This window comes from Kitasatospora sp. HUAS MG31 (assembly GCF_040571325.1).
Classification (GTDB): Bacteria; Actinomycetota; Actinomycetes; order Streptomycetales; family Streptomycetaceae; genus Kitasatospora; species Kitasatospora camelliae.
Window position 1 is genome coordinate 3,374,507 of record NZ_CP159872.1, and the last position, 24,262, is coordinate 3,398,768.

General features: G+C 73.6%; 23 protein-coding genes. 3 read left to right on the forward strand and 20 right to left on the reverse strand.

The annotated features are described in order from the left end of the window. Nucleotides 1-156: 156 nt before the first annotated feature. Nucleotides 157-744: a hypothetical protein gene (locus ABWK59_RS15110; protein WP_354641097.1), complete on the reverse strand. Its 588-nt coding sequence runs from the start codon at nucleotides 742-744 to the stop codon at nucleotides 157-159. 107 nt (nucleotides 745-851) lie between these two features. Here ABWK59_RS15110 and mug point away from each other — a divergent pair, with 107 nt between their 5' ends. After that, nucleotides 852-1,412, forward strand: coding sequence for a G/U mismatch-specific DNA glycosylase (mug, locus tag ABWK59_RS15115; protein ID WP_354641098.1), 561 nt, complete (start codon nucleotides 852-854; stop codon nucleotides 1,410-1,412). A 24-nt stretch (nucleotides 1,413-1,436) separates the two neighbouring features. Here the strand turns inward: mug and ABWK59_RS15120 are convergent, their stop codons facing one another. Further along, nucleotides 1,437-2,393, reverse strand: a complete 957-nt coding sequence (locus ABWK59_RS15120) for a LysR family transcriptional regulator (protein WP_354641099.1) — start codon at nucleotides 2,391-2,393, stop codon at nucleotides 1,437-1,439. Nucleotides 2,394-2,620: 227 nt separating this feature from the next. Between ABWK59_RS15120 and ABWK59_RS15125 the strand changes: the two genes are divergently transcribed. Then, nucleotides 2,621-3,628 (forward strand): NADP-dependent oxidoreductase, encoded by a 1,008-nt coding sequence (locus tag ABWK59_RS15125; protein WP_354641100.1) that lies wholly within the window; start codon nucleotides 2,621-2,623, stop codon nucleotides 3,626-3,628. Between the two features lie 82 nt (nucleotides 3,629-3,710). On the opposite strand, the gene ABWK59_RS15130 is transcribed toward ABWK59_RS15125, so the two are convergent. The 17 genes from ABWK59_RS15130 to ABWK59_RS15210 form a co-directional block, all read right to left on the reverse strand. After that, nucleotides 3,711-4,112, reverse strand: coding sequence for a YccF domain-containing protein (locus tag ABWK59_RS15130; protein ID WP_354641101.1), 402 nt, complete (start codon nucleotides 4,110-4,112; stop codon nucleotides 3,711-3,713). A gap of 186 nt (nucleotides 4,113-4,298) precedes the next feature. After that, nucleotides 4,299-5,348, reverse strand: coding sequence for an aldo/keto reductase (locus ABWK59_RS15135; RefSeq protein WP_354641102.1), 1,050 nt, complete (start codon nucleotides 5,346-5,348; stop codon nucleotides 4,299-4,301). Nucleotides 5,349-5,471: 123 nt separating this feature from the next. After that, on the reverse strand, nucleotides 5,472-6,356 hold the full coding sequence (locus ABWK59_RS15140) for a hypothetical protein (RefSeq protein ID WP_354641103.1): 885 nt from the start codon (nucleotides 6,354-6,356) through the stop codon (nucleotides 5,472-5,474). Between the two features lie 136 nt (nucleotides 6,357-6,492). Next, nucleotides 6,493-7,827, reverse strand: coding sequence for an RNA polymerase sigma factor (locus tag ABWK59_RS15145; protein WP_420492782.1), 1,335 nt, complete (start codon nucleotides 7,825-7,827; stop codon nucleotides 6,493-6,495). Nucleotides 7,828-7,886: 59 nt separating this feature from the next. Then, nucleotides 7,887-8,324 (reverse strand): YciI family protein, encoded by a 438-nt coding sequence (locus ABWK59_RS15150; RefSeq protein WP_354641104.1) that lies wholly within the window; start codon nucleotides 8,322-8,324, stop codon nucleotides 7,887-7,889. Between the two features lie 102 nt (nucleotides 8,325-8,426). Continuing rightward, nucleotides 8,427-10,151, reverse strand: coding sequence for a cytochrome c oxidase subunit I (ctaD, locus tag ABWK59_RS15155; protein ID WP_354641105.1), 1,725 nt, complete (start codon nucleotides 10,149-10,151; stop codon nucleotides 8,427-8,429). Between the two features lie 319 nt (nucleotides 10,152-10,470). Next, nucleotides 10,471-11,328: a zinc metalloprotease HtpX gene (gene htpX / locus ABWK59_RS15160; RefSeq protein ID WP_354641106.1), complete on the reverse strand. Its 858-nt coding sequence runs from the start codon at nucleotides 11,326-11,328 to the stop codon at nucleotides 10,471-10,473. A gap of 106 nt (nucleotides 11,329-11,434) precedes the next feature. Beyond that, nucleotides 11,435-13,009, reverse strand: a complete 1,575-nt coding sequence (locus tag ABWK59_RS15165; protein ID WP_354644958.1) for an NADH-quinone oxidoreductase subunit N — start codon at nucleotides 13,007-13,009, stop codon at nucleotides 11,435-11,437. Between the two features lie 48 nt (nucleotides 13,010-13,057). Beyond that, nucleotides 13,058-14,611 (reverse strand): complex I subunit 4 family protein, encoded by a 1,554-nt coding sequence (locus tag ABWK59_RS15170; RefSeq protein ID WP_354641107.1) that lies wholly within the window; start codon nucleotides 14,609-14,611, stop codon nucleotides 13,058-13,060. An 88-nt stretch (nucleotides 14,612-14,699) separates the two neighbouring features. After that, nucleotides 14,700-16,682 carry an NADH-quinone oxidoreductase subunit L gene (locus ABWK59_RS15175; protein ID WP_354641108.1) on the reverse strand — a complete coding sequence of 661 codons (1,983 nt, stop codon included), beginning with the start codon at nucleotides 16,680-16,682 and terminating at the stop codon, nucleotides 14,700-14,702. Then, a complete protein-coding gene (nuoK, locus tag ABWK59_RS15180) occupies nucleotides 16,679-17,074 on the reverse strand; it encodes an NADH-quinone oxidoreductase subunit NuoK (RefSeq protein WP_354641109.1) in 396 nt (131 codons plus the stop codon). The genes ABWK59_RS15175 and nuoK overlap by 4 nt, the downstream gene beginning before the upstream one ends. 7 nt (nucleotides 17,075-17,081) lie before the next feature. Then, on the reverse strand, nucleotides 17,082-17,774 hold the full coding sequence (locus ABWK59_RS15185) for an NADH-quinone oxidoreductase subunit J (protein ID WP_354641110.1): 693 nt from the start codon (nucleotides 17,772-17,774) through the stop codon (nucleotides 17,082-17,084). Further along, entirely contained in the window at nucleotides 17,771-18,331 is a 561-nt protein-coding gene (locus ABWK59_RS15190; protein WP_420492783.1) for a NuoI/complex I 23 kDa subunit family protein, read from the reverse strand. Before ABWK59_RS15190 ends, ABWK59_RS15185 begins: the two co-directional genes overlap by 4 nt. Continuing rightward, nucleotides 18,331-19,290: an NADH-quinone oxidoreductase subunit NuoH gene (gene nuoH, locus ABWK59_RS15195; protein WP_354641111.1), complete on the reverse strand. Its 960-nt coding sequence runs from the start codon at nucleotides 19,288-19,290 to the stop codon at nucleotides 18,331-18,333. The genes ABWK59_RS15190 and nuoH overlap by 1 nt, the downstream gene beginning before the upstream one ends. Next, nucleotides 19,287-20,477, reverse strand: coding sequence for an NADH-quinone oxidoreductase subunit C (locus ABWK59_RS15200; protein WP_354641112.1), 1,191 nt, complete (start codon nucleotides 20,475-20,477; stop codon nucleotides 19,287-19,289). Before ABWK59_RS15200 ends, nuoH begins: the two co-directional genes overlap by 4 nt. Continuing rightward, nucleotides 20,474-21,097 (reverse strand): NADH-quinone oxidoreductase subunit B, encoded by a 624-nt coding sequence (locus ABWK59_RS15205; protein ID WP_354641113.1) that lies wholly within the window; start codon nucleotides 21,095-21,097, stop codon nucleotides 20,474-20,476. Before ABWK59_RS15205 ends, ABWK59_RS15200 begins: the two co-directional genes overlap by 4 nt. Then, nucleotides 21,088-21,495: an NADH-quinone oxidoreductase subunit A gene (locus tag ABWK59_RS15210; protein WP_354641114.1), complete on the reverse strand. Its 408-nt coding sequence runs from the start codon at nucleotides 21,493-21,495 to the stop codon at nucleotides 21,088-21,090. The genes ABWK59_RS15205 and ABWK59_RS15210 overlap by 10 nt, the downstream gene beginning before the upstream one ends. A 317-nt stretch (nucleotides 21,496-21,812) precedes the next feature. On the opposite strand from ABWK59_RS15210, the gene ABWK59_RS15215 reads away from it, so the two are divergent. Further along, entirely contained in the window at nucleotides 21,813-22,997 is a 1,185-nt protein-coding gene (locus tag ABWK59_RS15215; protein ID WP_354641115.1) for a sensor histidine kinase, read from the forward strand. Nucleotides 22,998-23,114: 117 nt separating this feature from the next. On the opposite strand, the gene ABWK59_RS15220 is transcribed toward ABWK59_RS15215, so the two are convergent. Next, nucleotides 23,115-24,155, reverse strand: coding sequence for a S1C family serine protease (locus tag ABWK59_RS15220; RefSeq protein WP_354644960.1), 1,041 nt, complete (start codon nucleotides 24,153-24,155; stop codon nucleotides 23,115-23,117). Nucleotides 24,156-24,262: the final 107 nt, after the last annotated feature.

Sequence of the window (24,262 nt, forward strand, 5' to 3'; positions counted from 1 at the left end):
TGGCGCGGGCCGCTCGGCGTGTACGGAGGAACGCGTGCCCGCGCTGCGGGACGGGACTCCGGGGCGCCGCCCGGACGGGCTCGTCCCGACCGTCGACCGGTACGGAGCGTGACGGAACGGCCGGTAGGGCCGGGGAGGGGTCGGCTGCGGTGTGGCTCAGGCGCGCTCCAGTCGGCCGCCCGGCTGCCGGCGGAGGCCGAGGCCGAGGCCGACCGCGTCGGACTCGTCGCCGGCCTCGCCGGGGCCTGCCCCCAGCAGGCGCAGCGCCCGGGCCAGCGGGGTGCCCTCGGCGGGCGGGAGGGCGGCTTCGGGGAGGTTGAGCGGGCCGAGGGTGAGGCGGCCGTCCTCCCAGACGGCCGCGCGCTGGACGCCGGTGCGGACATCGCCGGCGTCGCCACCGCCGTCCGTGCGCTCTCCGGTGGCGTCACCGTCGGAGCCGTCGGAGCCGCCCGAGCCGGAGCCGCTGGAGCCGCCGGGCGCGGTGTCGGCGCGCTCGGTCTCGACGTAGGCGATCGGGCCGGCCTTGGACCAGGCGCTCAGCCGTCTGGCGAATCCGCCGGGGAAGACCCGGAATCCGGGGGCGGGGTCGGCGGATTCCTGGTGCAGCGCGGCGTACAGCCGCTCCGTCATCGGAATCAGCGCCAGGCCCTGTTCCAGCCGCACCACCTGGGCGACCGGGACCTCCGCCGCCACCACATGGATCAGGTCGGCGTCGGCGATCAGCGCATGAAGTTCGTATGACATTCCATCATTCTCCGCAGTCCGTGCGACCCGGTCAGGCGATTAATCGAACTGCTGATGCATTGATCCGGAACGGCATTCGGCGTGCTCCGTGGTGCAGAGTAGGGCGGATGACGACTCCTCACCGCCCGACGGCGGAAGAACTGGCCGCCGCCCAGGACGCGGTGATCCCGGATGTCGCCGGGCCGGGTCTGCGGGTGCTGTTCTGCGGCATCAATCCGGGCCTGTGGTCCGGGGCCACCGGGCACCACTTCGCCCGGCCGGGCAACCGCTTCTGGCCGGCGCTGTACCGGTCCGGATTCACGCCGCGGCAGCTCCGGCCGGACGAGCAGGGCGAGTTGCCCGCACTCGGGCTGGGGATCACCAATGTGGTGGCGCGGACCACGGCCAAGGCGGTCGAGCTCACCGCCGAGGAGTACCGGGCGGGCGGGGCGGCCCTGGTCGAGCGGGTGGAACGGCTGCGCCCGCGGGTGCTGGCGGTGCTCGGGATCGGCGCGTACCGGGCGGCGTTCGGGCGTCCTCGGGCGGCGGTGGGGCGGCAGCCGGAGTCGATCGGCGGGGCCGAGGTGTGGGTGCTGCCCAATCCGAGCGGGCTGAACGCCCACTACACGCTGGACGGGCTGGCCGAGGAGTTCGGCCGGCTGCGCGAGGCGGTCGAGGCGATGGAGTGACCCGTCCCGCCCGCGCGGCGGGGTTCAGGGCCGTACGGCGCTGCCCGGGCGGCTCCGGCCGCCGGCCGGGGTGAGGCCCGGCGGGAGAGCGAGGGACCGCAGTTCGCGGATGACCGCGCGGACGGCGGAGGTCCGAGCGAGCTCGGGGGTGGTGACGTACCCGACGTCGCGGGACGGCGGCCGCGGGCCGAGGTCGGTGACGGCCAGGCCGGCCGGCGGGTTGACCAGGGTGAGCTTCGGCATGATCGCCATGCCGATGCCCTGGGCGGCCAACGAGAGCACCACGGTGTCGTCCTCGACCTTGATGGTGGCGGACGGGATCCAGTCCTGGGTGCGCCACCAACCGGCCGTGTAGGAGCCGCAGTTCTCGTCCCAGTCGATCAGCGGCAGGCTGCGCGGGGCGGGATGGCCGGCCTGGTGCGCCAGCGCGTACGACTCGGCGAACAGGGGTGCCGCGACCAGGCCCGGTACGGCGCTGGTGTTGGCGTCGAGGGTGGCCAGGCCGAGGTCGGCCCGGCCGTCGGCGACCTCGCCGGCGGTGCCGCGGCCGAGCTCGCGGACGATGGCGACCTGCGGCCGCAGGTCCGGGTGGTGCTCGGCCAGCCGGGCGAGCACGGCCGGCAGCAGGTGGGCGGCGACGCTGCGGAAGGCGGCGATCCGGACCGGCCCGGCGACCCGCTCGGCCTCGTTCTCCCGGGCCTCTGCGCGCATCAGGTCCAGCAGCCGCAGAACCTTCCGGGCGTGCCCGATCACCCGGGTGCCGGCCGGGGTGGGACGGGCGCCGAACCGGCCGCGCTCGAAGAGGACGGAGCCGAGCTTCCGCTCGCAGGTGCGGACGGCGTGCGAGACGGCGGACTGGGTGAGCCCGAGGGCGGTCGCGGCGGCGGTGAAGCCGCCCTCGCGCTCCACGGCGACGAGGACACGCAGCTCCTGCGGGAGCAGGTCGGCGGGCGGCGCTGCAGGTGGCGCGGGGTCGGTCATGGCGGCGAATCTACCGTGACCCATGAACAGGATTCATGGATCGCCGGCATCCATCGACGGCGGGTACTGCCCGGACCAGCACCGTTCTTCCTACGGTGATCACGTCGCCCGCCGGTCCGGCACTCCGGTGCTCCGGTACCCCGGCACTCCGGCACTCCGGCACTCCGGCTCAACGCTCGCCCCGGCCGCAGGCGACACCCTTCACCGACCCGCCAGGAGGCCCCGCCATGCCCCGCACCATCCGCGCCGTCCACCAGGTCGCCCGCCCCCAGGGCGTTCCGACCGCCGACCACTTCGCCTTCGTCACCGCCGAGTTGGCCGATCCGACCGAGGGCACCGCCCTGGTGGAGAACCTCTACCTGTCGGTCGACCCGTACATGCGGCAGATGATGGACGGCGGCGAGGGCCGCTGGGGGCTGAACGCCCCGCTGGAGGGCCGCTCGGTGGCCCGGGTGATCGAGTCCCGCACGCCCGAACTCCCGGTCGGCACCGTGCTGCTCCACCGTCAGGGCTGGCGCACCCACGCGCTGGTCCGGCCGGACGAGGTGCGCGTCCTGCCCGACCTGCCCGGCGTCCCGCTCAGCGCCCACCTCGGCGTGCTCGGCGGGACCGGGCTGACCGCCTACGTCGGACTGACCCGGGTCGCCCGCCTGGCGCCCGGCGAGGACGTGTTCATCTCCGCAGCGGCCGGCGGGGTCGGCTCGGCGGCCGGCCAGATCGCCCGGCTGCTGGGGGCCCGCCGGGTGGTCGGCAGCGTGGGGTCGCCGGCGAAGGCCGAGCGGGTGGTCGAGAGCCTCGGGTTCGACGCCGCCTTCGACTACCACGACGGCCCGGTCACCGAACTCCTGCGCGCAGCCGCCCCGGAGGGCATCCACGTTTACCTCGACAACGTCGGCGGGGAGCACCTGGAGGCGGCCATCGACGCCCTCCACCCGAACGGCCGGATCGCCTGGAGCGGCGCCATCGCCCAGTACAACGCCACCGAGGCGCCGGCCGCCCCGCGGAACCTGGCCGACGTGATGTTCAAGGCGCTGCGACTGGAGGGCTTCCTGGTCCGCGAGCACCTGGACGCGCAGCAGGAGCTGTACGCCCTGGTGGCGCCGCAGATCGCGGCCGGCCGGGTGGTGGTGGAGGAGACCGTGCTGCACGGCTTCGACCGCTTGGTGGACGCCTTCCTCGGGGTGCTCACCGGCGCCAACACCGGCAAGATGCTGGTCGCCCTCAAGCCGGAGTGAGCAGCCGGGCGGTGTGGCGGTTTCGGTGCCGCGGTTCGTGGGCGGGGTTCGGTGCCGCGGTTCGTGGGCGCGGTCCCGCCGGTCACCAGCCCGCGAAGCGCTCGTCCGTGGAGACGATCTCCCGTCCGAGGGGCATCAGCGAGATCGGGATCATCTTGAGGTTCGCCCAGCCGAAGGGGATCCCGATGATCGACAGGAAGAGCGGGATGCTGGTCGCGATGTGCATCAGCGCCAGCCACCACCCGGCGAAGATCATCCAGATCACGTTGCCGATGCAGGACGGCGCGCCGGCGTCCGCCCGTTCCACGGTCGTCCGCCCGAACGGCCACAGCACGTAGGCGGCGATCCGGAACGAGGCGATGCCGAAGGGGATCGTGATGATCAGGATGAAGCAGATGATCCCGGCGACGGCGTAGGCGATGGCCATCCAGAGACCGCAGAAGACCAGCCAGAGGACGTTTAAGACGAATCCCAGTACCTTCATGGCTCCACCATCCCAGGTCGGCGTACCGCTTCCCATGGTCGACGCATCCAGGCTGCTTGTCGCCCGGGACCCGACCGCGGTACCAGACCGGCGGACGGACGGCGCGGGAGGACTGGACGGACCGGACGGCGCGGGCAGAGCGGGCGGGCTGCCCGGCCCCACGGGGGTGGGCCGGGCAGCCGGGTGTCAGGCCGCCGCGCGGTCGTGGACGGGACGGCGACGCAGGTCCGGGTCGGTCAGGGACCGGGGACGCCAGACGCCGTCGGGGTGGTAGACGTTGGTGCCCGGCGGCACGATCGCGTCGATCCGGTCGAGGACCGCGTCGTCCAGGACCAGCGAGGCGCCCTTGAGCAGGGACTCCAGCTGCGGGAGGGTCCGCGGCCCGATGATCACCGAGGTGACGGCGGGGTGGGCGACCGGGAAGGCGACCGCGAGTTCGGGAAGGGTGCAGCCGATCTCCTCCGCGAGTTCGACCAGCTGCTCGACGGCCTCCAGCTTGGCCGCGTTGACCGGGAGGGCGGGGTCGAAGCGGGCCGGGTGGAGGGCGGCCCGCCCGGTGGTCAGGTCGATCGGCCGGTCCTTGCGGTGGGCGCCGGTGAGGAAACCGGAGGCCAGCGGGCTCCAGGTCAGCACACCCATGCCGTACCGGCGGCAGGTCGGGAGCACGGCGGTCTCGATGCCGCGGGCCAGGATCGAGTACGGCGACTGCTCGGTCCTGAAACGCCGGAGAGCGCGGCGCTCGGCGACGTGGTGCGACTCGGCGATCTCCTCGGCGGGGAAGGTGGAGCACCCGAAGGCCCGGATCTTGCCCTGGCCGACCAGGTCGCCGAGGACGGAGAGGGTCTCCTCGATGTCGGTGCCGGGGTCGGGCCGGTGCACCTGGTAGAGGTCGATCCAGTCGGTGCGCAGGCGGCGGAGGCTGTCCTCGACGGCCCGGGTGATCCAGCGGCGGGAGTTGCCGCTGCGGTTGCGGCCCTCCCCCATCTGGAAGTGCACCTTGGTGGCGAGCACCACGTCGTCGCGGCGGCCCTGGAGCGCCTTGCCCACGATCTCCTCGGACTCGCCGGCGGAGTACATGTCGGCCGTGTCGACGAAGTTGACGCCCTGATCGAGGGCGGTGTGGATGATGCGGGCGCAGTCGTCGTGGTCGGGGTTGCCGATGGAGCCGAACATCATGGTGCCGAGGCAGTGGGTGCTGACCTCGATTCCGGTGCCGCCGAGGACGCGGTAGCGCATGGGAGTTCCCTTCCAGCCGGGTTCGGACCGGACGCCCGGCCTGACTGCCGGCCGGGTCGCCCGCTGCGCACTCTAGGAGCTGGAGTTGACTCCAGCTCAAGTCCGGTCTCGGCCGGGTGTCCGTCAGCCCTGGTCGGCGGCCTTGTCGAGGGAGAGCCTCGGGGAGGTGGGGGCCTGGGGCTGGGTCTGGGCGGGGATCTCGGGATGCGGGGTGGCGGGCAGCTCGGCAGGCGCCTCGGCAGGCTCGACGGACTCGGCGATGTCGGCGGATGTGGAGCGGAGGGAACGCAGGCGGTCCTGGATGCGGGCCGAGGTGGCGCGCAGGCGCTGGGCGCGGTCGGCGCGGGTCCCGGTGGGTTCGACCGTGACCACCGGGATGCCGAGCGCCTCGGCGGTGGCGATCAGGCTCTTGGCCGCGTCGGGGCGGGCGGCCAGCGCGGCCGCGGCGAACAGGCCGCCGCCGAGCTGCTTCGGACGGCCCAGCCGGCTCCGGTACACGACCTCGCAGGGCAGCATCCGCTCCTCCCGGACGGCCGCCTCGGCAGCGGTCAGGACGAGCGTGAGGAGGCCCTCGGCGATCTTTCCGACCAGCCACTTGCGGCCGGGCACCGGCGGGAGGAACTCGCGGATGCGGTCGACCTCCTTGTCGACGACCACGTCCGGGAGCAGCTCGGCGGTGCTGTGCAGGCGGAGTTCGGTGACCCGGGACCACTCGACGTCCTCGTCGTCGAAGCCGATCCGCTCGGGGCCGAACACGACCTGACCGAGGCCGTCGAGCTGGTGCAGCAGGCGGACGGCCGGGCCCGGGACCTTGGGGAGGGTGCCGATCATCGCCGCGAGCGACAGTTCCCACGACTCCTCGGCCGGGCTCTCGGGCGCCGGTACGGAGGCCAGTGCCCGGCGCACCCAGTCGCCCTCCCCCGCCTTGGCGCGGACGGTCCGGCCGGCGTTGCCGAGCGCGGCTCCGGCCCGGCGGCCGAGGCCCTGAGCGGTGTCGAGCACTCCCATGAACGGTCCTCCCCCTAAGTCGACCCTGCGGCCCACCAGTCTGGCGCATGCCCCTCCGGGGACGCCTTCGGCCATGTGCATACCGCCGAGGCCGGGTGGTGCCCCCACGCGCGCCTGAACGGGGTCGGCCGACTGGCTATCCGGCTTCGGTGTGGGCGCGGGTGAGGAGGTGGGTGCGTTCGCGGGTGTTGCGGGTGAGGTGGGCGGCGCGTTCGAACTCGCGGGCGGCTTCGGGGTGTCGGCCGAGCCGGGCGAGGAGGTCGCCGCGGACGACGGGGAGCAGGTGGTAGTCCTTCAGCGCGGGTTCGCCGGCGAGCCGGTCGACCAGGTCGAGGCCCGCCGCGGGCCCGAAGGCCATGCCGACGGCGACGGCTCGGTTGAGTTCGACCACGGGTGAGGGCGCGCGTTCGGCGAGGGCGGCGTAGAGGGCGGCGATCCGGACCCAGTCGGTGTCCTCGGCGGTGCCGGCCCGGGCGTGGCAGGCGGCGATGGCGGCCTGCAGGGTGTACGGGCCCGGTACGGCGGCGAGTTGCCGGGCGCGGTCGAGGGCGGCGAGGCCGTGGTGGATGAGCAGGCGGTCCCAGCGGCTGCGGTCCTGGTCGGGGAGGAGGACGGGTTCGCCGCCGGGTCCGGTGCGGGCGGCGGTGCGGGAGGCCTGGAGTTCCATCAGGGCGACCAGCCCGTGCACCTCGGGCTCACGGGGCATCAGTCCGGCGAGCACGCGGCCGAGCCGCATCGCCTCCTCGCAGAGGGCGGGCCGCATCCAGTCCTCGCCGGCGGTGGCCGCGTACCCCTCGTTGAAGATCAGGTAGCAGACCTCCAGGACGGAGCCGAGGCGGTCGGCGAGTTCGGGTCCCTCGGGGACCTCGTACGGGACGGCGGCGCGGGCGAGGGTGCGTTTGGCGCGGACGATGCGCTGGGCGACGGTGGCCTCGCCGGTGAGGAAGGCGCGGGCGATCTCGTCGGTGCGCAGGCCGCCGAGGACGCGGAGGGTGAGGGCGACCCGGGCCTCGGCGGAGAGCACGGGGTGGCAGGCGGTGAAGACCAGCCGGAGGAGGTCGTCCTCGATGCCCTCGGAGTCGAGGAGGGCCTGTTCGGGTCCGGCGGGTCCGGGGGTGGTCTCCAGGTCGTGGCCGAGGGCGCGGAGCCGGTCGGCGTACCGCTGCTCGCGGCGGACGAGGTCGATGGCCCGGCGTCTGGCGGTGGTCATCAGCCAGGCGCCGGGCCGGTCGGGGATGCCGGTGGCGGGCCACTGTTCCAGGGCGGCGACCAGGGCGTCCTGGGCGAGTTCCTCGGCGGTCCCGAAGTCGCGGACCAGCCGGGCCACGGCGGCGGTGATCCGGGCGGACTCGATCCGCCAGACCGCGGCGACCGCCCGCCGGGTGGCGTCACCCGTCGGTCCGGGGGCCGTCGGTCCAGGGGCCGTCGGTCCGGGGCCCGCGCCGCTTCCGGGGAGGTCCGGTGCTGTCACAAGACTCCATCAGAGCAGCTCCGGACCCCGGGCGCCCCCGTACCGGCCGGCGGGGCGGCTCAGCCCTGGACGGGGCGCTGGTTGGCGTCGCGCCAGGCCTGTTCCTCGGCGGCCATCTCGGGCGGCAGCACGTCCTCGGGGAAGTCGGCGGTCTCGGCGACCTGCCGGACCTCCAGCACGTCGCCCGCCTGGAACGGCACCCGCTTGGCCCACTCCTCGGCCTCCTCGCGGGAGGAGACGTCGATCACCCAGTAGCCGGCGAGCAGTTCCTTGGTCTCGGTGAACGGGCCGTCGGTGACGGTGGGGCTGCCGCCGCTGCCGTGGAAGGCCACCCGGAAGCCCTGGGAGCTGGGGAGCAGTCCGTCGGCGGCGAGCAGCACGCCCGCCTTGATCAGTTCCTTGTTGTAGCGGTGCATGGCCTCGAAGACCTCGGGGCCGGGCATGACCTCCGCCGCCTCGCTCTCCGGGGTGGCCTTGACCAGCATCATGAAGCGCATCGTGGTTCCTCCTCGTTCGGGTGCGGCCCGATCGCCGCTCCTCGACCCGTACGTCGAACGGGCGGCCGCCGGATCGACACGGCCGCCCGGAGATCTCCTCGGCTACCGGTGCTGCTCGGTCGACTCGGGCTCGTTGATCAGCCGGTCGTACTCGGCGACGTCGGGGTGGTGGAGGTCGAAGGCGGGGCACTCGGACCGGATCCTCGGCAGCCCGGCGAAGTTGTGCCGCGGCGGCGGGCAGGAGGTGGCCCATTCCAGGGAGCGGCTGTACCCCCAGGGGTCGTCCTCCTCGACCTTGGCGCCCTTCCGGTTGGTGAGCCAGACGTTGTACAGGAACGGCAGGGTGGAGAGGCCGAGCAGGAAGGAGCCGATGGTGGAGATGGTGTTGAGGGTGGTGAACCCGTCGGTGGCGAGGTAGTCGGCGTACCGGCGGGGCATGCCCTCGGCGCCGAGCCAGTGCTGCACCAGGAAGGTGACGTGGAAGCCGACGAACAGGGTCCAGAAGTGGATGTACCCGACGCGTTCGTCGAGCATCCTGCCGGTCATCTTCGGCCACCAGAAGTAGAAGCCGGCGAACATCGCGAAGACCACGGTGCCGAAGACCACGTAGTGGAAGTGGGCGACGACGAAGTACGAGTCGGAGACGTGGAAGTCGACCGGCGGCGAGGCGAGCAGCACGCCGGTGAGCCCGCCGAAGAGGAAGGTCACCAGGAAGCCGATGCTCCAGAGCATCGGGGTCTCGAAGCTGAGCGAGCCCCGCCACATGGTGCCGATCCAGTTGAAGAACTTGACCCCGGTGGGCACCGCGATGAGCAGGGTCATGAAGGAGAAGAACGGCAGCAGCACCTGGCCGGAGACGAACATGTGGTGTGCCCAGACCACCACGGAGAGGCCGGTGATGGCGATGGTCGCGCCGATCAGGCCGGTGTAGCCGAAGATCGGTTTGCGGCTGAAGACCGGGATGATCTCGGTGATGATGCCGAAGAACGGCAGCGCGATGATGTACACCTCGGGGTGGCCGAAGAACCAGAACAGGTGCTGCCAGAGCATGGCGCCGCCGTTGGCGGGGTCGAAGACGTGGGCGCCGAACTTGCGGTCGGCCTCCAGGGCGAGCAGGGCGGCTGCCAGGACGGGGAAGGCGAAGAGCACCAGGATGCTGGTGAACAGGATGTTCCAGGTGAAGATCGACATCCGGAACATGGTCATCCCGGGCGCGCGCAGGCAGCAGATCGTGGTGATGAAGTTGACCGAGCCGACGATGGTGCCGAAGCCGGAGAACGCCAGACCCATGATCCACATGTCGGAGCCGATGCCCGGGGAGTGTTCGACGCTGTTCAGCGGCGCGTAGGCGAACCAGCCGAAGTCGGCGGCGCCGTCCGGGGTGAGGAAGCTGCCCATCGCGATCATCGAGCCGAACAGGTACAGCCAGTAGGCCAGCGCGTTCAGCCGGGGGAAGGCGACGTCGGGGGCGCCGATCTGGAGCGGCATGAACCAGTTGGCGAAGCCCGCGAACAGCGGGGTGGCGAACATCAGCAGCATGATCGTGCCGTGCATGGTGAACGCCTGGTTGAACTGCTCGTTCGAGACGATCTGCGTCCCCGGGCGGGCCAGCTCGGCCCGCATCACCATCGCCAGCACCCCGCCGATCAGGAAGAAGGCGAACGAGGTGACCATGTACAGGGTGCCGATCTGCTTGTGATCGGTCGTGGTCAGCCACTTCACCAGGGCCCGGCCGCCGCGGGCCCGGCGGGCGCGGCGCCACTCGCGGAAGCGGCCGGGCTGGCGGGGCGGGGCCCCTCGGTCGGTATCCCTCGGCAGAATCGTCACCGCAGCGCACCTCCGTGCCCGGCCGGCCGACCGGCCCGTTCGGGGTTGTCGGTCCAGCACTACCAGCCGGGGGCCGAACAGGCGGGCGGGCGCGCCGGAACGGAGCGGCGGGGAGTCCCCCGGTAGGCCGTCGACACCGGGTCAGGAGAGCCAGGGGGCGAGCGGGTGGGCCCCTGGAGGCGAGCCGGCGGCTCCCGCCCCGAGCCGAAGGGCCCGCCGGCGCCGAAGGGGAGGCGCGAGGGAGCGACGCAGGAGCGAGGGAGCAACGACCGTCGGCGCCGGATCGGGAGGGCCCGGAGGCGAGCGGGCGACAGAACAGTCAGCGCCCGGCCATCCGCTCCAGGCGGGCGATCCGCTCGGCCATCGGCGGGTGGGTGGAGAAGAGCTTGGTGCCGCGCTCGCCGCGCCGGAACGGGTTGGCGATCATCATGTGGCTGGCCGTCTCCAGCCGGGGCTCGGGCGGCAGCGGGAGCCGCTGGGTGCCGCTGTCCAGCTTGCGGAGCGCGTTGGCGAGGGCGATCGGGTCGCCGGTGATCCGGGCGCCGTCGGCGTCCGCCTGGTACTCGCGGGAGCGGCTGATGGCGAGCTGGATCAGTCCGGCGGCGATCGGGCCGAGGATCATGATCATCAGGAACCCGATCAGGCCGGGCCCCTCGTCGTCGTCGCCCCGGCCGACCGGGATCAGCCAGGCGAAGTTCACCAGGAACATGATCATCGAGGCCAGGGCGGCGGCCACCGAGGAGATCAGGATGTCCCGGTTGTACACGTGGCTGAGCTCGTGCCCGAGGACGCCGCGCAGCTCGCGCTCGTCCAGCAGCTGCAGGATCCCGTCGGTGCAGCAGACGGCGGCGTTGCGCGGGTTGCGGCCGGTGGCGAAGGCGTTCGGGGCGGGCGTGGGCGAGATGTAGAGCCGGGGCATCGGCTGGCGGGCGGAGGTGGAGAGCTCGCGGACGATCCGGTACAGCTGCGGGGCCTCGATCTCGCTGACCGGCCGGGCCCGCATGGCGCGCAGCGCGAGCTTGTCGCTGTTCCAGTACGCGTACGCGTTGGTGGCCAGCGCGATCACCACGGCCACCAGCAGGCCCGTCCGCCCGAACAGGCTGCCGACGCCCAGGATCAGTGCCGACAGGGCGCCGAGTAGTACGGCCGTCCGCAGACCGTTGTGCTGGCGGTGCACCGCAGGCCCTCCAAATGGTGCGTATGGGAAGCCGCTGGCCTCATCTCTCTGCCGGATCAACGGCGGGATGAGGCCGGTTCGTTCCCCCTACGCACCTTCGCACAGGTCAGAACAGGGTGCCGCCCACGACCTGCAGGACCAGCTGCGGGGCCACCGAAAGGACCACCGCGGCGGCGGCGGTGAGCGACAGGGTGGCGGCGAGCGGGCCGGGGAGGCGGCCGACGGCCGGGACCGGCTCGGCGGACCCGGCGGACTCGGCCGGCGCGAACAGCAGGGCCGCCCAGACCAGGTAGTAGTACAGCGCGATGACCACGTTGACGGCCATCACCACGGCGAGCCAGCCCAGGCCCGCGTCGACGGCGGCCTGGAAGACCACCACCTTGCCGAACAGGCCGACCACGCCCGGCGGCAGGCCGGCCAGGCAGAGCAGGAAGAAGGCCAGCGCCAGGGCGCTCCAGCGGCGGCGGGCGAACAGGCCGCGGAAGTCGTCCAGCCGGGTGGCGCCGCCGCGGGCGACCACGGCGACCACGCCGAAGGCGCCCAGGTTGACCAGGCCGTAGATCAGCGCGTACGCCACGGTCGCACCCAGCGGCTCGGCCGATCCGGCGTACCCGGCGGCGGCCAGCGGGACCAGCAGGTAGCCGGCCTGGCCGACCGAGGACCAGGCGAGCAGCCGGACGGCGCTGAGCCGCGTCCCGGCGCGCTGGCGCAGGGCGCCGACGTTGCCGGCGGTCATGGTGAGCGCGGCGAGCACGGCGAGCACCAGGCCCCAGGTGTGGCCGTACGGGCGGAAGGCCAGGGTGGTGACCAGGGCCAGGCCGGAGAGGCCGGCCGCCTTGCCGACCACGGAGAGGTAGCCGGCCACCGGCAGCGGGGCGCCGGTGTAGGTGTCGGGGACCCAGAAGTGGAACGGGACGGCGGCGACCTTGAAGGCGAAGCCGACCAGGGTGAGCACGGCGCCGGCCTCGGCCAGCGGCCGCAGCTGCCCGGGCGCGGTGGCCAGGCCCTCGGCCACGGCGGTGAGGTGGATCGAGCCGCTGGCGGCGTAGACGAAGCTGATGCCGAGCAGCATCACCGCGGTGGCGGCCACCGAGGAGAGGAAGAACTTCAGCGCGCTCTCCGCGCCGCGGCCGTCGCGGCGCAGGGCGACCAGGGCGAAGGCCGGCAGCGAGGCCACCTCCAGCGCGATGACCAGGGTGGCCAGGTCGCGGGCGGCGGGCAGCAGGGCGGCGCCGGAGGCGCTGGAGAGCAGCAGGAACCAGTACTCGCCGCCGGGCAGCTTCTCCTCGTCCACGGTGTGCAGGGAGAGCAGGGCGGCGATCAGGGCGCCGCCGAGGGCGATCAGCTGGAAGGCCAGCGCGAAGTGGTCGGCGACGTACGAGCAGCCGGCGTTGTCAGTGGCGGCTGTTACGTTCCGCAGGCAGAAGGTCGACCGAGGGTCACCGTCGAGCAGCGGGAGGAGCGGGATGAGCGCCAGAGCGAGTCCGGTGACGGTCAGCCACCCGAGGGCCTTCTTGCGCGCCTCGGGGAGGAAGAGGTCCGCGACCAGGACGGCCAGCGCGGCCAGCGCGGCGATCAGCGGGGGCGCGATCGCGAGCCAGTCGACGGACTGGATGAGCGCGCCCGGGTCGGCGACGGCCAGCGGGGTTCCGGCGGACGGGGTCAGGGCGGGCGAGGTCATGGCGGTCTGCCCCAGGAGGTGAGAGCCGATCGGGTTGCTGAGCATCGGTCAGCCACCCCCGAGGAGGTGCTGGACGGCCGGGTCGGAGAGCCCGAGCAGCAGGGCGGGCCACAGGCCCGTGAGCAGGGTGAGCGCGACCAGCGGCGTCCAGCTGGCGGCCTCGTACGGCTGGAGGTCGGGCAGCCCGGTCACCGGCGCGGGCTGCGCGGGGTCGCCCATGCAGACGCGCTTGACCACGATCAGCAGGTACGCGGCGGTGAGGAGGGTGCCGAGGCCGGCCAGCACCATGTACGTGACGAAGGCGGGGCGGGAGAGTCCGGCCGCCGGGTCGAAGGCGCCGTACATCGCGAGCAGCTCGCCCCAGAAGCCGGCCAGGCCGGGGAGGCCGAGGCTGGCGACGGCGGCGAAGGCGAGCAGTCCGCCGATCCGCGGGGCTCGGCCGTAGAGCGCCGCGCCGGTGGCGCCGGCCAGGGTGTCCAGGTCAGAGGTGTGGTAGCGGTCCTTGACCGCGCCGACGAGGAAGAACAGCAGGCCGGTGATCAGGCCGTGGGCGATGTTGGCGAACAGCGCGCCGTTGACGCCGGCCGGGGTGAGGGAGGCGATGCCCAGCAGGACGAAGCCCATGTGGCCGACCGAGGAGTAGGCGATCAGGCGCTTGAGGTCGCCCTTGGCGCCCGGGCGGGCCAGGGCGAGGCAGGCGAGCGAGCCGTAGACGATGCCCACGGCGGCGAACGCCCCCAGGTAGGGGGCGAAGGTCTCGGCGCCGTCCGGGACGATCGGGAGGAGGACGCGGACCAGGCCGTAGGTGCCCATCTTCAGCAGCACACCGGCGAGCAGCACGGAGCCGACGGTGGGGGCCGCCGTGTGCGCGTCCGGGAGCCAGCTGTGCAGCGGCCAGGCGGGGGCCTTGACGGCGAGGCCGGCCAGGATCGCCAGGGCGGCGATCAGCTGGGTGGTGTGGGAGAGCCCGCTGCCGTGCTCGACGGCGAGCCGGGTCATGTCGAAGGTGCCGGCGTTGAAGCCGATCAGCAGGAAGCCGAGCAGCATCACGGCGGAGCCGAGGAGGGTGTACAGGATGAACCGGTTGGCGGCCGGGACCTTCCGCCCGTTCCCCCAGCGGGCGATCAGGAAGTACATCGGGATCAGCACGATCTCGAAGGACAGGAAGAAGAGCACCAGGTCGAGCACCGCGAAGGTGGCGAGCATGCCGACCTCCAGCAGCAGCAGCAGCCCGGTGAAGGCGCGGGCGCCGGGCACCCCGTCGCCGCCGGGCAGCCGCTTGGTCGAGTACAGCGCGCAGAGGAAGGTCAGCAGCGCGGTGAGCACGATCAGCGGCAGCGAGATGCCGTCCACACCGAGGTGGAGGCGGACGTCCAGGGCGGGGATCCAGGCGACGTCGGTGACGGCCTGCATCCGGCCCGGGTCGTCCTGGTCGAAGCCGGCGGCCAGCACCAGGCTGAGCACCAGGACGGCGCCGGTGACGGCCGTGCCCAGGCGCAGCGCCCGGGTGTCGTCGGCGGCCCGGTCCCGGCCGAGCGGAGCGAGGGTGGCGGCGGCGCCGGCCAGCGGCAGCAGCAGGAGGGCGATGAGGACTGCGTTCATCGGGGGCTCCAGGTTCGTGCTGCGGCGGGTCGGCGGGGGCCGTGGGTCGGGGCGTGCTCGGTGCGCGGGGTCGGCGCCGGGGTCCGGGTCATGTGCCGACCGCCACCAGGACGGCGAGCAGGACGGCCCCGGCGAGCAGCGCGCTCAGGTAGGTCTGGGCGTTGCCGGTCTGCGCGCGGCGGACCAGCCAGCCGAGCAGGTTGGCGCCGGTGCCGGCGCCGCGGACGTAGGTCTCGACGACCTCGCGGTCCAGGAAGCGGACCAGCCGGGCCGCGGCCTCGGTCGGCCGGACGAACAGCGTGCTGTAGAGGCGGTCGACGCCGAAGCCGTGCTGCGCGGCGGGGTACACCGGGCCGAGCAGGAGGCGACCGGGGTCGGCGGTGTCGGCGGAGCGGCGGGCGGCGGCGCTGCGCCAGGCGGCGTACGCGATCAGGCCGCCCGCGACGGCGAGGCCGGTGCCGATGACGGCGGTGGCGAGCGAGGGCCGCAGCGAGCCGCCGTCCAACAGGGCGGGCAGCCAGTCGCCGCGCAGGGCGAGGATGCCGAAGCCCATGGTGGGCACGGCGAGCACCCACAGCGGCCAGCGCATCGCGGACGGTTCGGCGGTGGCCGGGTCGGCCTCGTCGATCTCGGGCGAGTACGGGGCGCCGGCGGCGTGTCCTGCGGCGGCCTCGGCGGCCTCCGGGACGACCGGTGCCGGGACGGCCCGGCCGTGGAAGGCGATCAGCCACAGGCGGGTGGCGTACGCGGCGGTGAGCAGGGCGGTGAGGGCGCCGGAGACCAGGACGATCCAGCCGGCGGCGTTCGGGACGGCCGAGGCGGGGCCGAGGCCGTGGGTGAGTGCCTCGCCGGTGGCGGCGTGCTCGGCCGAGGTGAGCACGGCCTCCTTGGAGAAGAAGCCGGCGAAGGGCGGCAGGCCGATGAGGGCGGCCAGGCCGATGCCCATGGTCCAGTAGGCGTCGGGGACGCGCTTGCGCAGGTCGGGCATCCGCGACATGGCGGCGAGCGAGTTGGTGTGCGCGGCGTGGATGACCACACCGGCGGTGAGGAACAGCAGTGCCTTGAAGACGCCGTGGCTGACCAGGTGGAAGACCGCCGCGTCGCGGTCGCCGCTGGCGAGGGCGCCGGCCATGTAGCCGAGCTGGCCGACGGTGGAGTAGGCGAGCACCCGCTTGAGGTCGTCCTGGGCCAGCGCGCAGAGCGCCGAGCCGATCATGGTGACGGCCGCCATCAGCGAGAGCACCAGCAGCGCTGCGGAGGAGAGCAGGAAGACCGGCATCAGCCGGGCCACCAGGTAGATGCCGGCGGCGACCATGGTGGCGGCGTGGATGAGCGCCGAGACCGGGGTCGGGCCGGCCATCGCGTCCGGGAGCCAGGTGTGCAGCGGGAACTGCGCGCTCTTGCCGGCCACGCCGGCGAGCAGCAGCAGGGCGGTCAGCGTGGGGTGGCCGAGCCGGCCCTCGCCGGCGGCCGCCAGCACCTCGTTGATCTTGAAGCTGCCGGCGTCCGCGCCCAGCAGGAAGATGCCGAACAGGAACGGCACGTCGCCGAGCTTGGTGACCAGGAAGGCCTTGAGCGAGGCCGAGCGGGCGTCGGCGGTCTCCCAGTGGTGGCCGATCAGGAAGTACGAGCAGATGCCCATGACCTCCCAGCCGACCAGCAGCACGATCAGGTCGCCGGAGTACACCACCACGAACATCGCGGCGGTGAAGAGCGAGACCAGCGCCGCGTACGAGGGGTAGCGGGGGTCGTCCTTGAGGTAGGCGGTGGAGTACACCTGCACGCAGGTGGCGACCAGGCCGACCAGGATGCCGATGACCGCGCTGATGCCGTCCAGGTGGAGGGCGAGGCTGAGGTCGGGCCCGCCGGTCGGGGTGAGCCGGGTGGCGGCGTCCAGGGTGCCGCCGGTGCCGAGCCGCACGGCGGTGACCACGGCGAGCACCGCGGCGACGGCGACCGGGAGGACGGCGAGCGGCCGGGCGAAGCCGGGCGCGCGGCGGCCGGTGGCCAGGGTGGCCGCGGCGCCGAGCGCGGGCAGCGCGGGGACGAGGACGGGGAGGGCGAGGTTCATGCGGCGGCCCGGCCCTTCAGCGCGGCGTCGGTCGGCGCGGCGTCCGTCCCGGCCGGGGATCCGGCCGGTTCCGGGGCGTCCTCGGCCGGGTCGCCGAGGGCGGTGATCCGGTCGATGTCGGCGGTGCCGCGGGTGCGGAAGACCAGCAGCACGATGGCGAGGCCGAGGCCGATCTCGGCCGCCGCGATGGTGATCACGAACAGGGTGAGCGCCTGCCCGGCGTGCACGGTGTCGCGCAGCCAGGCGTCGAAGGCGACCAGGTTGAGGTTGACGGCGTTGAGCATCAGCTCGACGGACATCAGCACCAGGACGGTGTTCCGCCGGGCGAGCACGCCGTACACGCCGACGCAGAACAGCAGCGCGGCGAGGACGGCCGGGTAGGCGAGGTGCATCGGCGGGTCAGCGCTCCTTCGTCGCGTCGGCGGCGCCAGCGCTCGCGGAAGTGCCGGCGCCCGCCGCGGGGCGGGCGCTGGAAGCGGGGCGGGCGGGCCGGACCGTGGTGGTCCGGCCGGGGCGCAGGCGCGGCCCGCGGCCGCCCTTGCCGGTACGGGACAGCACGATCGCGCCGACCAGGGCGGCCAGCAGCAGCACGGACAGCGCCTCGAAGGGCAGCACCCAGTACCGGAACAGGTACTCGCCGGTGACCCGGGTCGAGCCGGCGCCGGCGCCGAGGTCGATCCAGGTGCTGCGGAAGGCGTCCACCACGAGGGTCACCAGGGTGCCGGCGGAGGCCACGGCGACGGCCAGCGCCACCCAGCGGTTGCCGGAGTCGGCGTCCGGGGAGCGTCCGATCGGCGCCCGGGTCAGCATCAGTCCGAACAGCACCAGGACGACCACCGAGCCCAGATAGATCAGCACCTGCACCCAGGCGATGAACTCGGCGGTCAGGAGCAGGAACTCCACCGCCAGGCCGCCGAGGGCGACCACAAGCCAGAGCGCGGCGTGCACCAGCTGCCGGGTGGTCACGGTGACGACCGCGGCGCCGAGCACGGCGATCCCGACCAGCAGGAAGACGATCTCCTGGCCGGTCGGCGAGAGGAAGGAGCGGGCGGCGGGCTCCAGCGAACCCGCGGCGGCGAGCAGCGCGCTCATGCCGGGTCACCTCCGGCGGCGGCCTCGGCGGCGGCGGCCAGCTTCTCGGCCGCCTTGCGGGCGGTGGCGATCTCCTTGGGCTCCTCGGCCCCCGGGTCGTGCGCGGGCGGCGGCGGCACGGTCCACATCCACTCGCGCAGGCGCTCCCGCTCGTGGGTGAGTTCCAGGATGTCGGTCTCCGCGTACTCGAACTCGGGCGACCAGAACAGCGCGTCGAACGGGCAGACCTCGATGCAGATACCGCAGTACATGCAGAGCGAGAAGTCGATCGCGAACCGGTCCAGCACGTTGCGGGTGCGGGCACGGGCGTTCGGGTCGGCGGCGGGCAGCGTCTCCTTGTGGGAGTCGATGTAGATGCACCAGTCCGGGCACTCGCGGGCGCAGAGCATGCAGACCGTGCAGTTCTCCTCCAGCAGCGCGATCACGCCGCGGCTGCGCGGGGGCAGCTCGGGCTGCACGTCGGGGTACTGCGCGGTGATGCTCCGGCGCGTCATGGTGCGCAGGGTGACGGCGAGGCCCTTGGCCAGGCCGGCGCCGGGGAGCTTGTTCAGGGCCATCAGGAGATCGCCACCTTGATGATGCCGGTGAGGGCCAGCTGGGCGAGCGCGAGCGGGATCAGCACCGTCCACGCGAAGCGCATCAGCTGGTCCTCGCGCAGCCGGGGGTAGGTGACCCGGAGCCAGATCACCACGAAGGCCAGCGCGAAGGTCTTGAGCAGGGTCCAGAGCCAGCCGAGGCTGTCCGAGAACGGGCCGTGCCAACCGCCCAGGAAGAGCACGGTGGTCAGGCCGGAGACGACCACGATGCCCGCGTACTCGGAGAGCAGGAACAGCGCGAACCGCAGTCCGGTGTACTCGGTGTACGCGCCGAAGATGATCTCCGAGTCGGCCACCGGCATGTCGAACGGCGGGCGCTGCAGCTCGGCCAGGCCGGCCGTGAAGAACACGAACGCGCCGATCGCCTGCCACGGGATCCACCACCAGTGGAAGGCGTCCACGATCCCCGGCAGCGAGACGGTGCCGGCGGCCATCGCCACCGAGGCCGCGGCGAGCAGCATCGGCAGCTCGTAGGACATCAGCTGGGCGGCCGTCCGCAGACCGCCGAGCAGCGAGAACTTGTTGGCGGAGGCCCAGCCGGCCATCAGCGAGCCGAGCACGCCGATGCCCATGACCGCCAGCACGAAGAAGATGCCGGCATCGACGGCCTGGCCGACGAAGCCGTTCGGGCCGACCGGGATCGCCAGCAGCACCACCAGGTACGGCAGCAGGGCCACCGCCGGCGCCAGCTGGAACACCCGGCGGTCGGCGCCGACCGGGACGACGTCCTCCTTCTGCGCGAACTTCACGCCGTCGGCGACGAGCTGCGCCCAGCCGTGGAAGCCGCCGGCGTACATCGGGCCGAGGCGGCCCTGCATGTGCGCCATCACCTTGTGCTCGGTCTGGCCGATCACCAGCGGGAGGACCAGGAAGACCACCAGGATCGCGACGCAGCGCAGCAGCGTGTCGAGGAGGTTCACGCGCCGTCTCCGTCCTGGTCGTTCTTCCGGGCCCGCTCCGCGGGGGGCGGCCCGCTGCCTTCACCGCTGCCTTCGCCACTGCTGTCACGGCTGCCGTCCGCGCCGTCCCCGTCGGGGGCGTCGGGCGCGGCGGGAGGTTCGGGCGCGGCGGCCGGCTCGGCCTCCGGCGCCCGGCCCTCTGACGTCCCGCCCTCCGGCTTCCCGGTCTCCGGCTCTCCGGTCTCCGGGTCGTAGGCGGGGACGGGCGCGTGCCAGGGGGCGTCCCCGGAGCGGGTGCGCGGCGCGGCGGCCGGACGCTCGGCCGGCGTCTCCGCGGCCTGGCTCACAGACCCCTCGCCGACACTGCGGGTCCGCCGCGGACGGTCCGCCCGCACCCCGGCACCCTCACCCGGAGCGGGAGCGGCAGCGGTGGACGGCTCGCCGGCCGGCGTCTCCGGGGCCTGGCTCACCGACCCCTCGCCGACACTGCGGGTCCGGCGCGGACGGTCCGCCCGCACCCCGGCACCCTCACCCGGAGCGGCAGCACCGGCCGCACCGGCGGCGGCACCGGCTGCGGCAGCCTGCGGGGTCCGGGCCGCGCCCGCCGCACGGGCGCCGCGGGCGGGCCGCTCGGCGACCGGCGGCAGGGTGCCCTTGAGCGGGCCCCACTCGTTGGGGTCGGGCACGCCGGCGGGCTGCATCTTGCGCCGCGCCGGGCCCTCGCCCTCGGACTCGCCGGGCTCCTTGGCGCCCGGCCAGGCCTTGGCGACCCGGGCGGCGAGCACGAAGTCCTTGCGCAGCGGGTTGCCCTCGAAGCCGTCCGGCAGCAGCAGGGTGACCAGGTGCGGGTGTCCGGCGAAGTCGATGCCGAACATCTCGTTGGTCTCCCGCTCGTGCCAGGCGGCTCCGGCGTAGACGTCGACGGCGCTGGGCAGCACGGCCTTGTCGCGCGGCACCCGGGTGCGGACCAGCAGGTGCCGGACCGTCCCCGGCTCGCCGACGGCGGCGAGGTGGGCGGAGACCGAGAAGCCCTCGGCGAGCTCGTCCACGGCGCTCAGCCAGTCGAAGTAGGCCAGGCCGAGGCCGTCGCGGGCCGCGGTGAGCGCCTCGATCCAGTGCGCGGCGGGCACGTCGACGGTGAGCAGCTGGTACGCCTCGGCGGCGGTGGCCCACTCGCCGATCGCGGCGGCGGTCTGTTCGAGTGTCACTTGGTCCCCTCCGGAGGAGCGACCAGGCCGCGGCGGAGCACGGAGGCGGGCGCGGTGTAGCGGCGCGTGGTGTCCTCGGCGGCGATCTTCTCCTGGAGCTTGAGGACGCCCTGCAGCAGCGCCTCGGGCCGCGGCGGGCAGCCCGGGACGTACACGTCCACGGGGATGATCTGGTCCACGCCCTTGGTGACCGAGTACGAGTCCCAGTAGGGCCCGCCCGAGTTGGAGCAGGCGCCGAAGGAGATGACGTACTTGGGCTCGGGCATCTGCTCGTAGAGCCGCTTGACGGCGGGGGCCATCTTGTCGGTCACGGTGCCGGAGACGATCATCAGGTCGGCCTGGCGGGGGCCGGGGGCGAACGGGATCACGCCCATCCGGATGAAGTCGTGCTTGGCCATCGACGCGGCGATGAACTCGATCGCGCAGCAGGCGAGGCCGAAGTTGAAGCACCAGAGGCTGTAGCGGCGGCCCCAGTTGAGTACCACCTTGACCGGGTCCGGGGCGAGCCGGGCGAGCGGTCCGATCCGGCGCTGCTCGACGGCCGCGCCGGGGTGCGCCGGGTCCGGGATCCCGAGCGGGACCGGTCCTCCGGCGGATCCGTGCGAGTGGGTCACGTCCATTCCAGAACGCCCTTCTTCCAGGCGTAGAGCAGCCCGATCGCGAGGAAGCCGATGAAGACGAACATCTCCACCAGCGTGGTCGCGCCGTAGCCCGGGGCGGCGAAGACGGTGGCCCACGGGAAGAGGTAGATCGCGTCCACCGCGAAGATCACATAGAGGAAGGCGTACACGTAGTACCGGACCTGGGTGTGCGCCCAGCCCTCGCCCACCGGGTCGACGCCGCACTCGTACGCCAGCAGCTTCTCCGGTGAGTGCACCACCGGGCGCAGCAACCGGTTCGCGGTGAAGGCCACCGCGACGAAGAGGACGCCGACGAGGGCGATCAGGCCCACCGTCGCGTACGCGTCGAAGTAGCCACTGCCCACGGCGGGGTCGGCAGCGGCCGGCTGCCCCTCCATGCGTTCGCCTCCACATCGGCACTGGCTCGCCGGGTCCGGCGAGATCACCGCGCTTCTTTACACATCCATAACCATCGCTACGGGCGTGAGTCTAAGTGCACCGATCGTTTACTCCCTCACCCGCCCGCTCTGCAAGACGGCCGGTGGACGCGGAGTGGACCGGGGGTGGGGCTATCCCCAGGGTGGGGACGGAGAGCAACCCCCTGGCCCCGCCGCCCCCGGGACGGGGATGCTGGTGGCCGCGCCGGGGGCCGGTGCGTGGAGCCCGCCGGGTCAGGCGGGCCGGACGACCGGGACGGACCGGGAGGGTGGCACGCATGGCGGAGGGTTCGGACCGGCCGGACGGGCGGCGCGAGTCGCTGTACGGACCGTCGACGTGGCGGCGGGTGGAGCACCAGCTGCTCAACCTGCCGCTGGGCGTCGCCGGGTTCGTGTTCACCATGGTGTCACTTGCCGTGGGGCTGGGGCTGGCAGTGACGGTGGTGGGGCTGCCGCTGCTGGCGCTGGGGCTGACCGGCTGCCGGCGGCTGGGTGCGCTGGCCCGCGGCCGCGCCCGGCGGTTCCTGGGCAGTACGGTCCCGGAGCCCGGGCCGGTGCCGGTGACCCGGCCGGGGGCCGCGGGCCGGGTGATCGCGGCGCTGGGCGACTCGCTGAACTGGCGCTCGGCGCTGTACACGGTGGTGCTGCTGCCCTGGGGGGTGCTGGGCTTCGCGCTCATCCTGGTGACGCTGCTGGTGGGCTGGCCCGGGCTGCCCTGGGTGGCGCGCTGGCTGGGCGCGGTGGACCGGGTACTGGTGGAGACCCTGCTGTGCCCGAGCGCGCTGGAGGTGCGGGTGCGCGAGCTGGAGGAGGACCGCGGTGCGGTGGTGGACACCGCCGCGGCCGACCTGCGCCGGATCGAGCGCGACCTGCACGACGGCGCCCAGGCCCGGCTGGTGGCACTGGCGATGGGGCTCGGGATGGCCAAGGAGCGGCTGCGGGAGACCCCGGACTCGGTGGGCGTGGCGGAGGCCGCCGACCTGGTCGAGACGGCGCACGGCGAGGTGAAGCTGGCCCTGCAGGAGCTGCGCGACCTGGCCCGGGGCATCCATCCGGCGGTGCTCACCGACCGGGGGCTGGACGCGGCACTGTCCGCGGTGGCAGCCCGCTGCACCGTGCCCGGCGGGGTCCGGGTACGGGTGGACCTGCCGGAGGGCGAGCGCCCGGACTCGGCGGTGGAGGGCATCGCGTACTTCACGGTGAGCGAGCTGCTGACGAACGTGTCCAAGCACGCCGGGGCCCGCTCGGCGACGGTGGAGGTCCGGCGGGACGGCGAGCGGCTGCTGCTGCGGGTGGCGGACGACGGCCGGGGCGGGGCGAGTGCCCGGCCGGGCGGCGGGCTGGCCGGCCTGGGCGAGCGGGTCGGCGCGGTGGACGGGGTGCTGCGGGTGGCGAGTCCCTCCGGCGGCCCGACCGAGGTGGCCGTCGAGCTGCCCTGGCGCACCCGGGCCGCCCGCTCCTGACGGCACCGGCACCGTGACCGGGACCGGGGCGTTGGACGGGCCCGGGGGAGCCGCCTCCCTTGCGCGGTTACGGCTCCGCCGGGCCCGGGTTCATGGGCCGGTCACGACGATCCGGGGTCACAGTGATCCGAGGGTCACCTCGGTGGTCCGGTTCTGCCCGTCCCGCTGGTACGTGACGGTCACCTTGTCGCCGGGCTGGAGCGCGGCGAGGGCGGTGGTCAGTGAGGCGAGCGTGGTGATCTGGGTGTCGCCGAGCTGGGTGATCACGTCCCCCACCTGGATCCCGGCCTGTTCCGCCGCCCCGCCGGAGGTGAGGCTGACCACCGCGGCGCCGGCCGGGCGGAACTCGCTGTCGAAGTACGTCCGGGCGGTGATCCCGAGTGCGGCGCGGCCGGAGTTGGTGACCTTGCCGTCCTTGATCAGCTGGGTGGCGATGTTGGTGACGGTGGCGGCGGGGATGGCGAAGCCGATGCCGGGGGCGGCGGCGCCGCTGGACTCCTGGGCCACCGCGGCCAGGGTGTTGATGCCGATCACCTGGCTGGAGAGGTTGGCCAGCGCGCCGCCGCTGTTGCCGGGGTTGATCGGCGCCGAGGTCTGCACCATGTTGCTGATGGTCGCGCCGGGCGAGTTGGCGCTCTGCGGCTCGGTGACGGTCCGTCCGGTCGCCGAGACGATGCCCTGGGTGACGCTGCTGGCCAGGCCCAGCGGGCTGCCCATGGCGAGGGTGATCTGGCCCACCTCGACCTTGCCGCTGTCCGCGAAGACGGCCGGCCTGAGGCCGCTCGGCGGGTTGGTCAGCCGGATCACCGCCAGGTCGGACTCCGGGTAGGTGCCGACCAGCGTGGCGTCCAGGCCCTTGGTGCTGTTGGCCAGGGTGACGGTGAAGTCGTTCGCGCCGCCGATCACATGGGCGTTGGTGACGATGTCGCCCTTGTCGTCGAAGACGATCCCGGAGCCGAGGTTGTCCCCGGCGGTGATCTGCACCACGGAGGGCAGCACGTCGGAGATCACCCGCCGGAAGTCCGCCTCCAGCTGGTTGCCGCTGGCCGGCGGCGCGGCGGAGGAGGTGCCGGGGGCGCTCGCGGCGGCGGCGGTGGAGGGCGCGGAGGAGGGCGAGGAACCGGTGCAGCCCGCGAGCAGCGCCCCGGCCAGCGCCAGGGCGGCGGCGGCCGTCCAGAGCTTCGGCCCGGTCGGTCGCGGGCCGGCCGGGACGGGGCGGGTCGGTTCCTTCTTCGGGCGCACCTGTGGTCCTTCGCCGGTGTTCC

Excerpts from the sequence above, each read along its gene's own strand:
- ABWK59_RS15175 (WP_354641108.1), bottom strand. The coding sequence starts at position 16,682 with ATGAACCTCGCCCTCCCCGTCCTCGTCCCCGCGCTGCCCGCGCTCGGC.
- ABWK59_RS15215 (WP_354641115.1), top strand. The coding sequence starts at position 21,813 with ATGGCGGAGGGTTCGGACCGGCCGGACGGGCGGCGCGAGTCGCTGTAC.
- ABWK59_RS15125 (WP_354641100.1), top strand. The coding sequence starts at position 2,621 with ATGCCCCGCACCATCCGCGCCGTCCACCAGGTCGCCCGCCCCCAGGGC.
- ABWK59_RS15140 (WP_354641103.1), bottom strand. The coding sequence starts at position 6,356 with ATGGGAGTGCTCGACACCGCTCAGGGCCTCGGCCGCCGGGCCGGAGCC.
- mug (WP_354641098.1), top strand. The coding sequence starts at position 852 with ATGACGACTCCTCACCGCCCGACGGCGGAAGAACTGGCCGCCGCCCAG.
- ABWK59_RS15150 (WP_354641104.1), bottom strand. The coding sequence starts at position 8,324 with ATGCGCTTCATGATGCTGGTCAAGGCCACCCCGGAGAGCGAGGCGGCG.
- ABWK59_RS15135 (WP_354641102.1), bottom strand. The coding sequence starts at position 5,348 with ATGCGCTACCGCGTCCTCGGCGGCACCGGAATCGAGGTCAGCACCCAC.
- ABWK59_RS15165 (WP_354644958.1), bottom strand. The coding sequence starts at position 13,009 with ATGACCTCGCCCGCCCTGACCCCGTCCGCCGGAACCCCGCTGGCCGTC.
- ABWK59_RS15205 (WP_354641113.1), bottom strand. The coding sequence starts at position 21,097 with ATGGACGTGACCCACTCGCACGGATCCGCCGGAGGACCGGTCCCGCTC.
- ABWK59_RS15190 (WP_420492783.1), bottom strand. The coding sequence starts at position 18,331 with ATGGCCCTGAACAAGCTCCCCGGCGCCGGCCTGGCCAAGGGCCTCGCC.
- ABWK59_RS15210 (WP_354641114.1), bottom strand. The coding sequence starts at position 21,495 with ATGGAGGGGCAGCCGGCCGCTGCCGACCCCGCCGTGGGCAGTGGCTAC.
- ABWK59_RS15185 (WP_354641110.1), bottom strand. The coding sequence starts at position 17,774 with ATGAGCGCGCTGCTCGCCGCCGCGGGTTCGCTGGAGCCCGCCGCCCGC.
- ABWK59_RS15170 (WP_354641107.1), bottom strand. The coding sequence starts at position 14,611 with ATGAACGCAGTCCTCATCGCCCTCCTGCTGCTGCCGCTGGCCGGCGCC.
- ABWK59_RS15130 (WP_354641101.1), bottom strand. The coding sequence starts at position 4,112 with ATGAAGGTACTGGGATTCGTCTTAAACGTCCTCTGGCTGGTCTTCTGC.
- nuoK (WP_354641109.1), bottom strand. The coding sequence starts at position 17,074 with ATGCACCTCGCCTACCCGGCCGTCCTCGCCGCGCTGCTGTTCTGCGTC.
- ABWK59_RS15120 (WP_354641099.1), bottom strand. The coding sequence starts at position 2,393 with ATGACCGACCCCGCGCCACCTGCAGCGCCGCCCGCCGACCTGCTCCCG.
- ABWK59_RS15110 (WP_354641097.1), bottom strand. The coding sequence starts at position 744 with ATGTCATACGAACTTCATGCGCTGATCGCCGACGCCGACCTGATCCAT.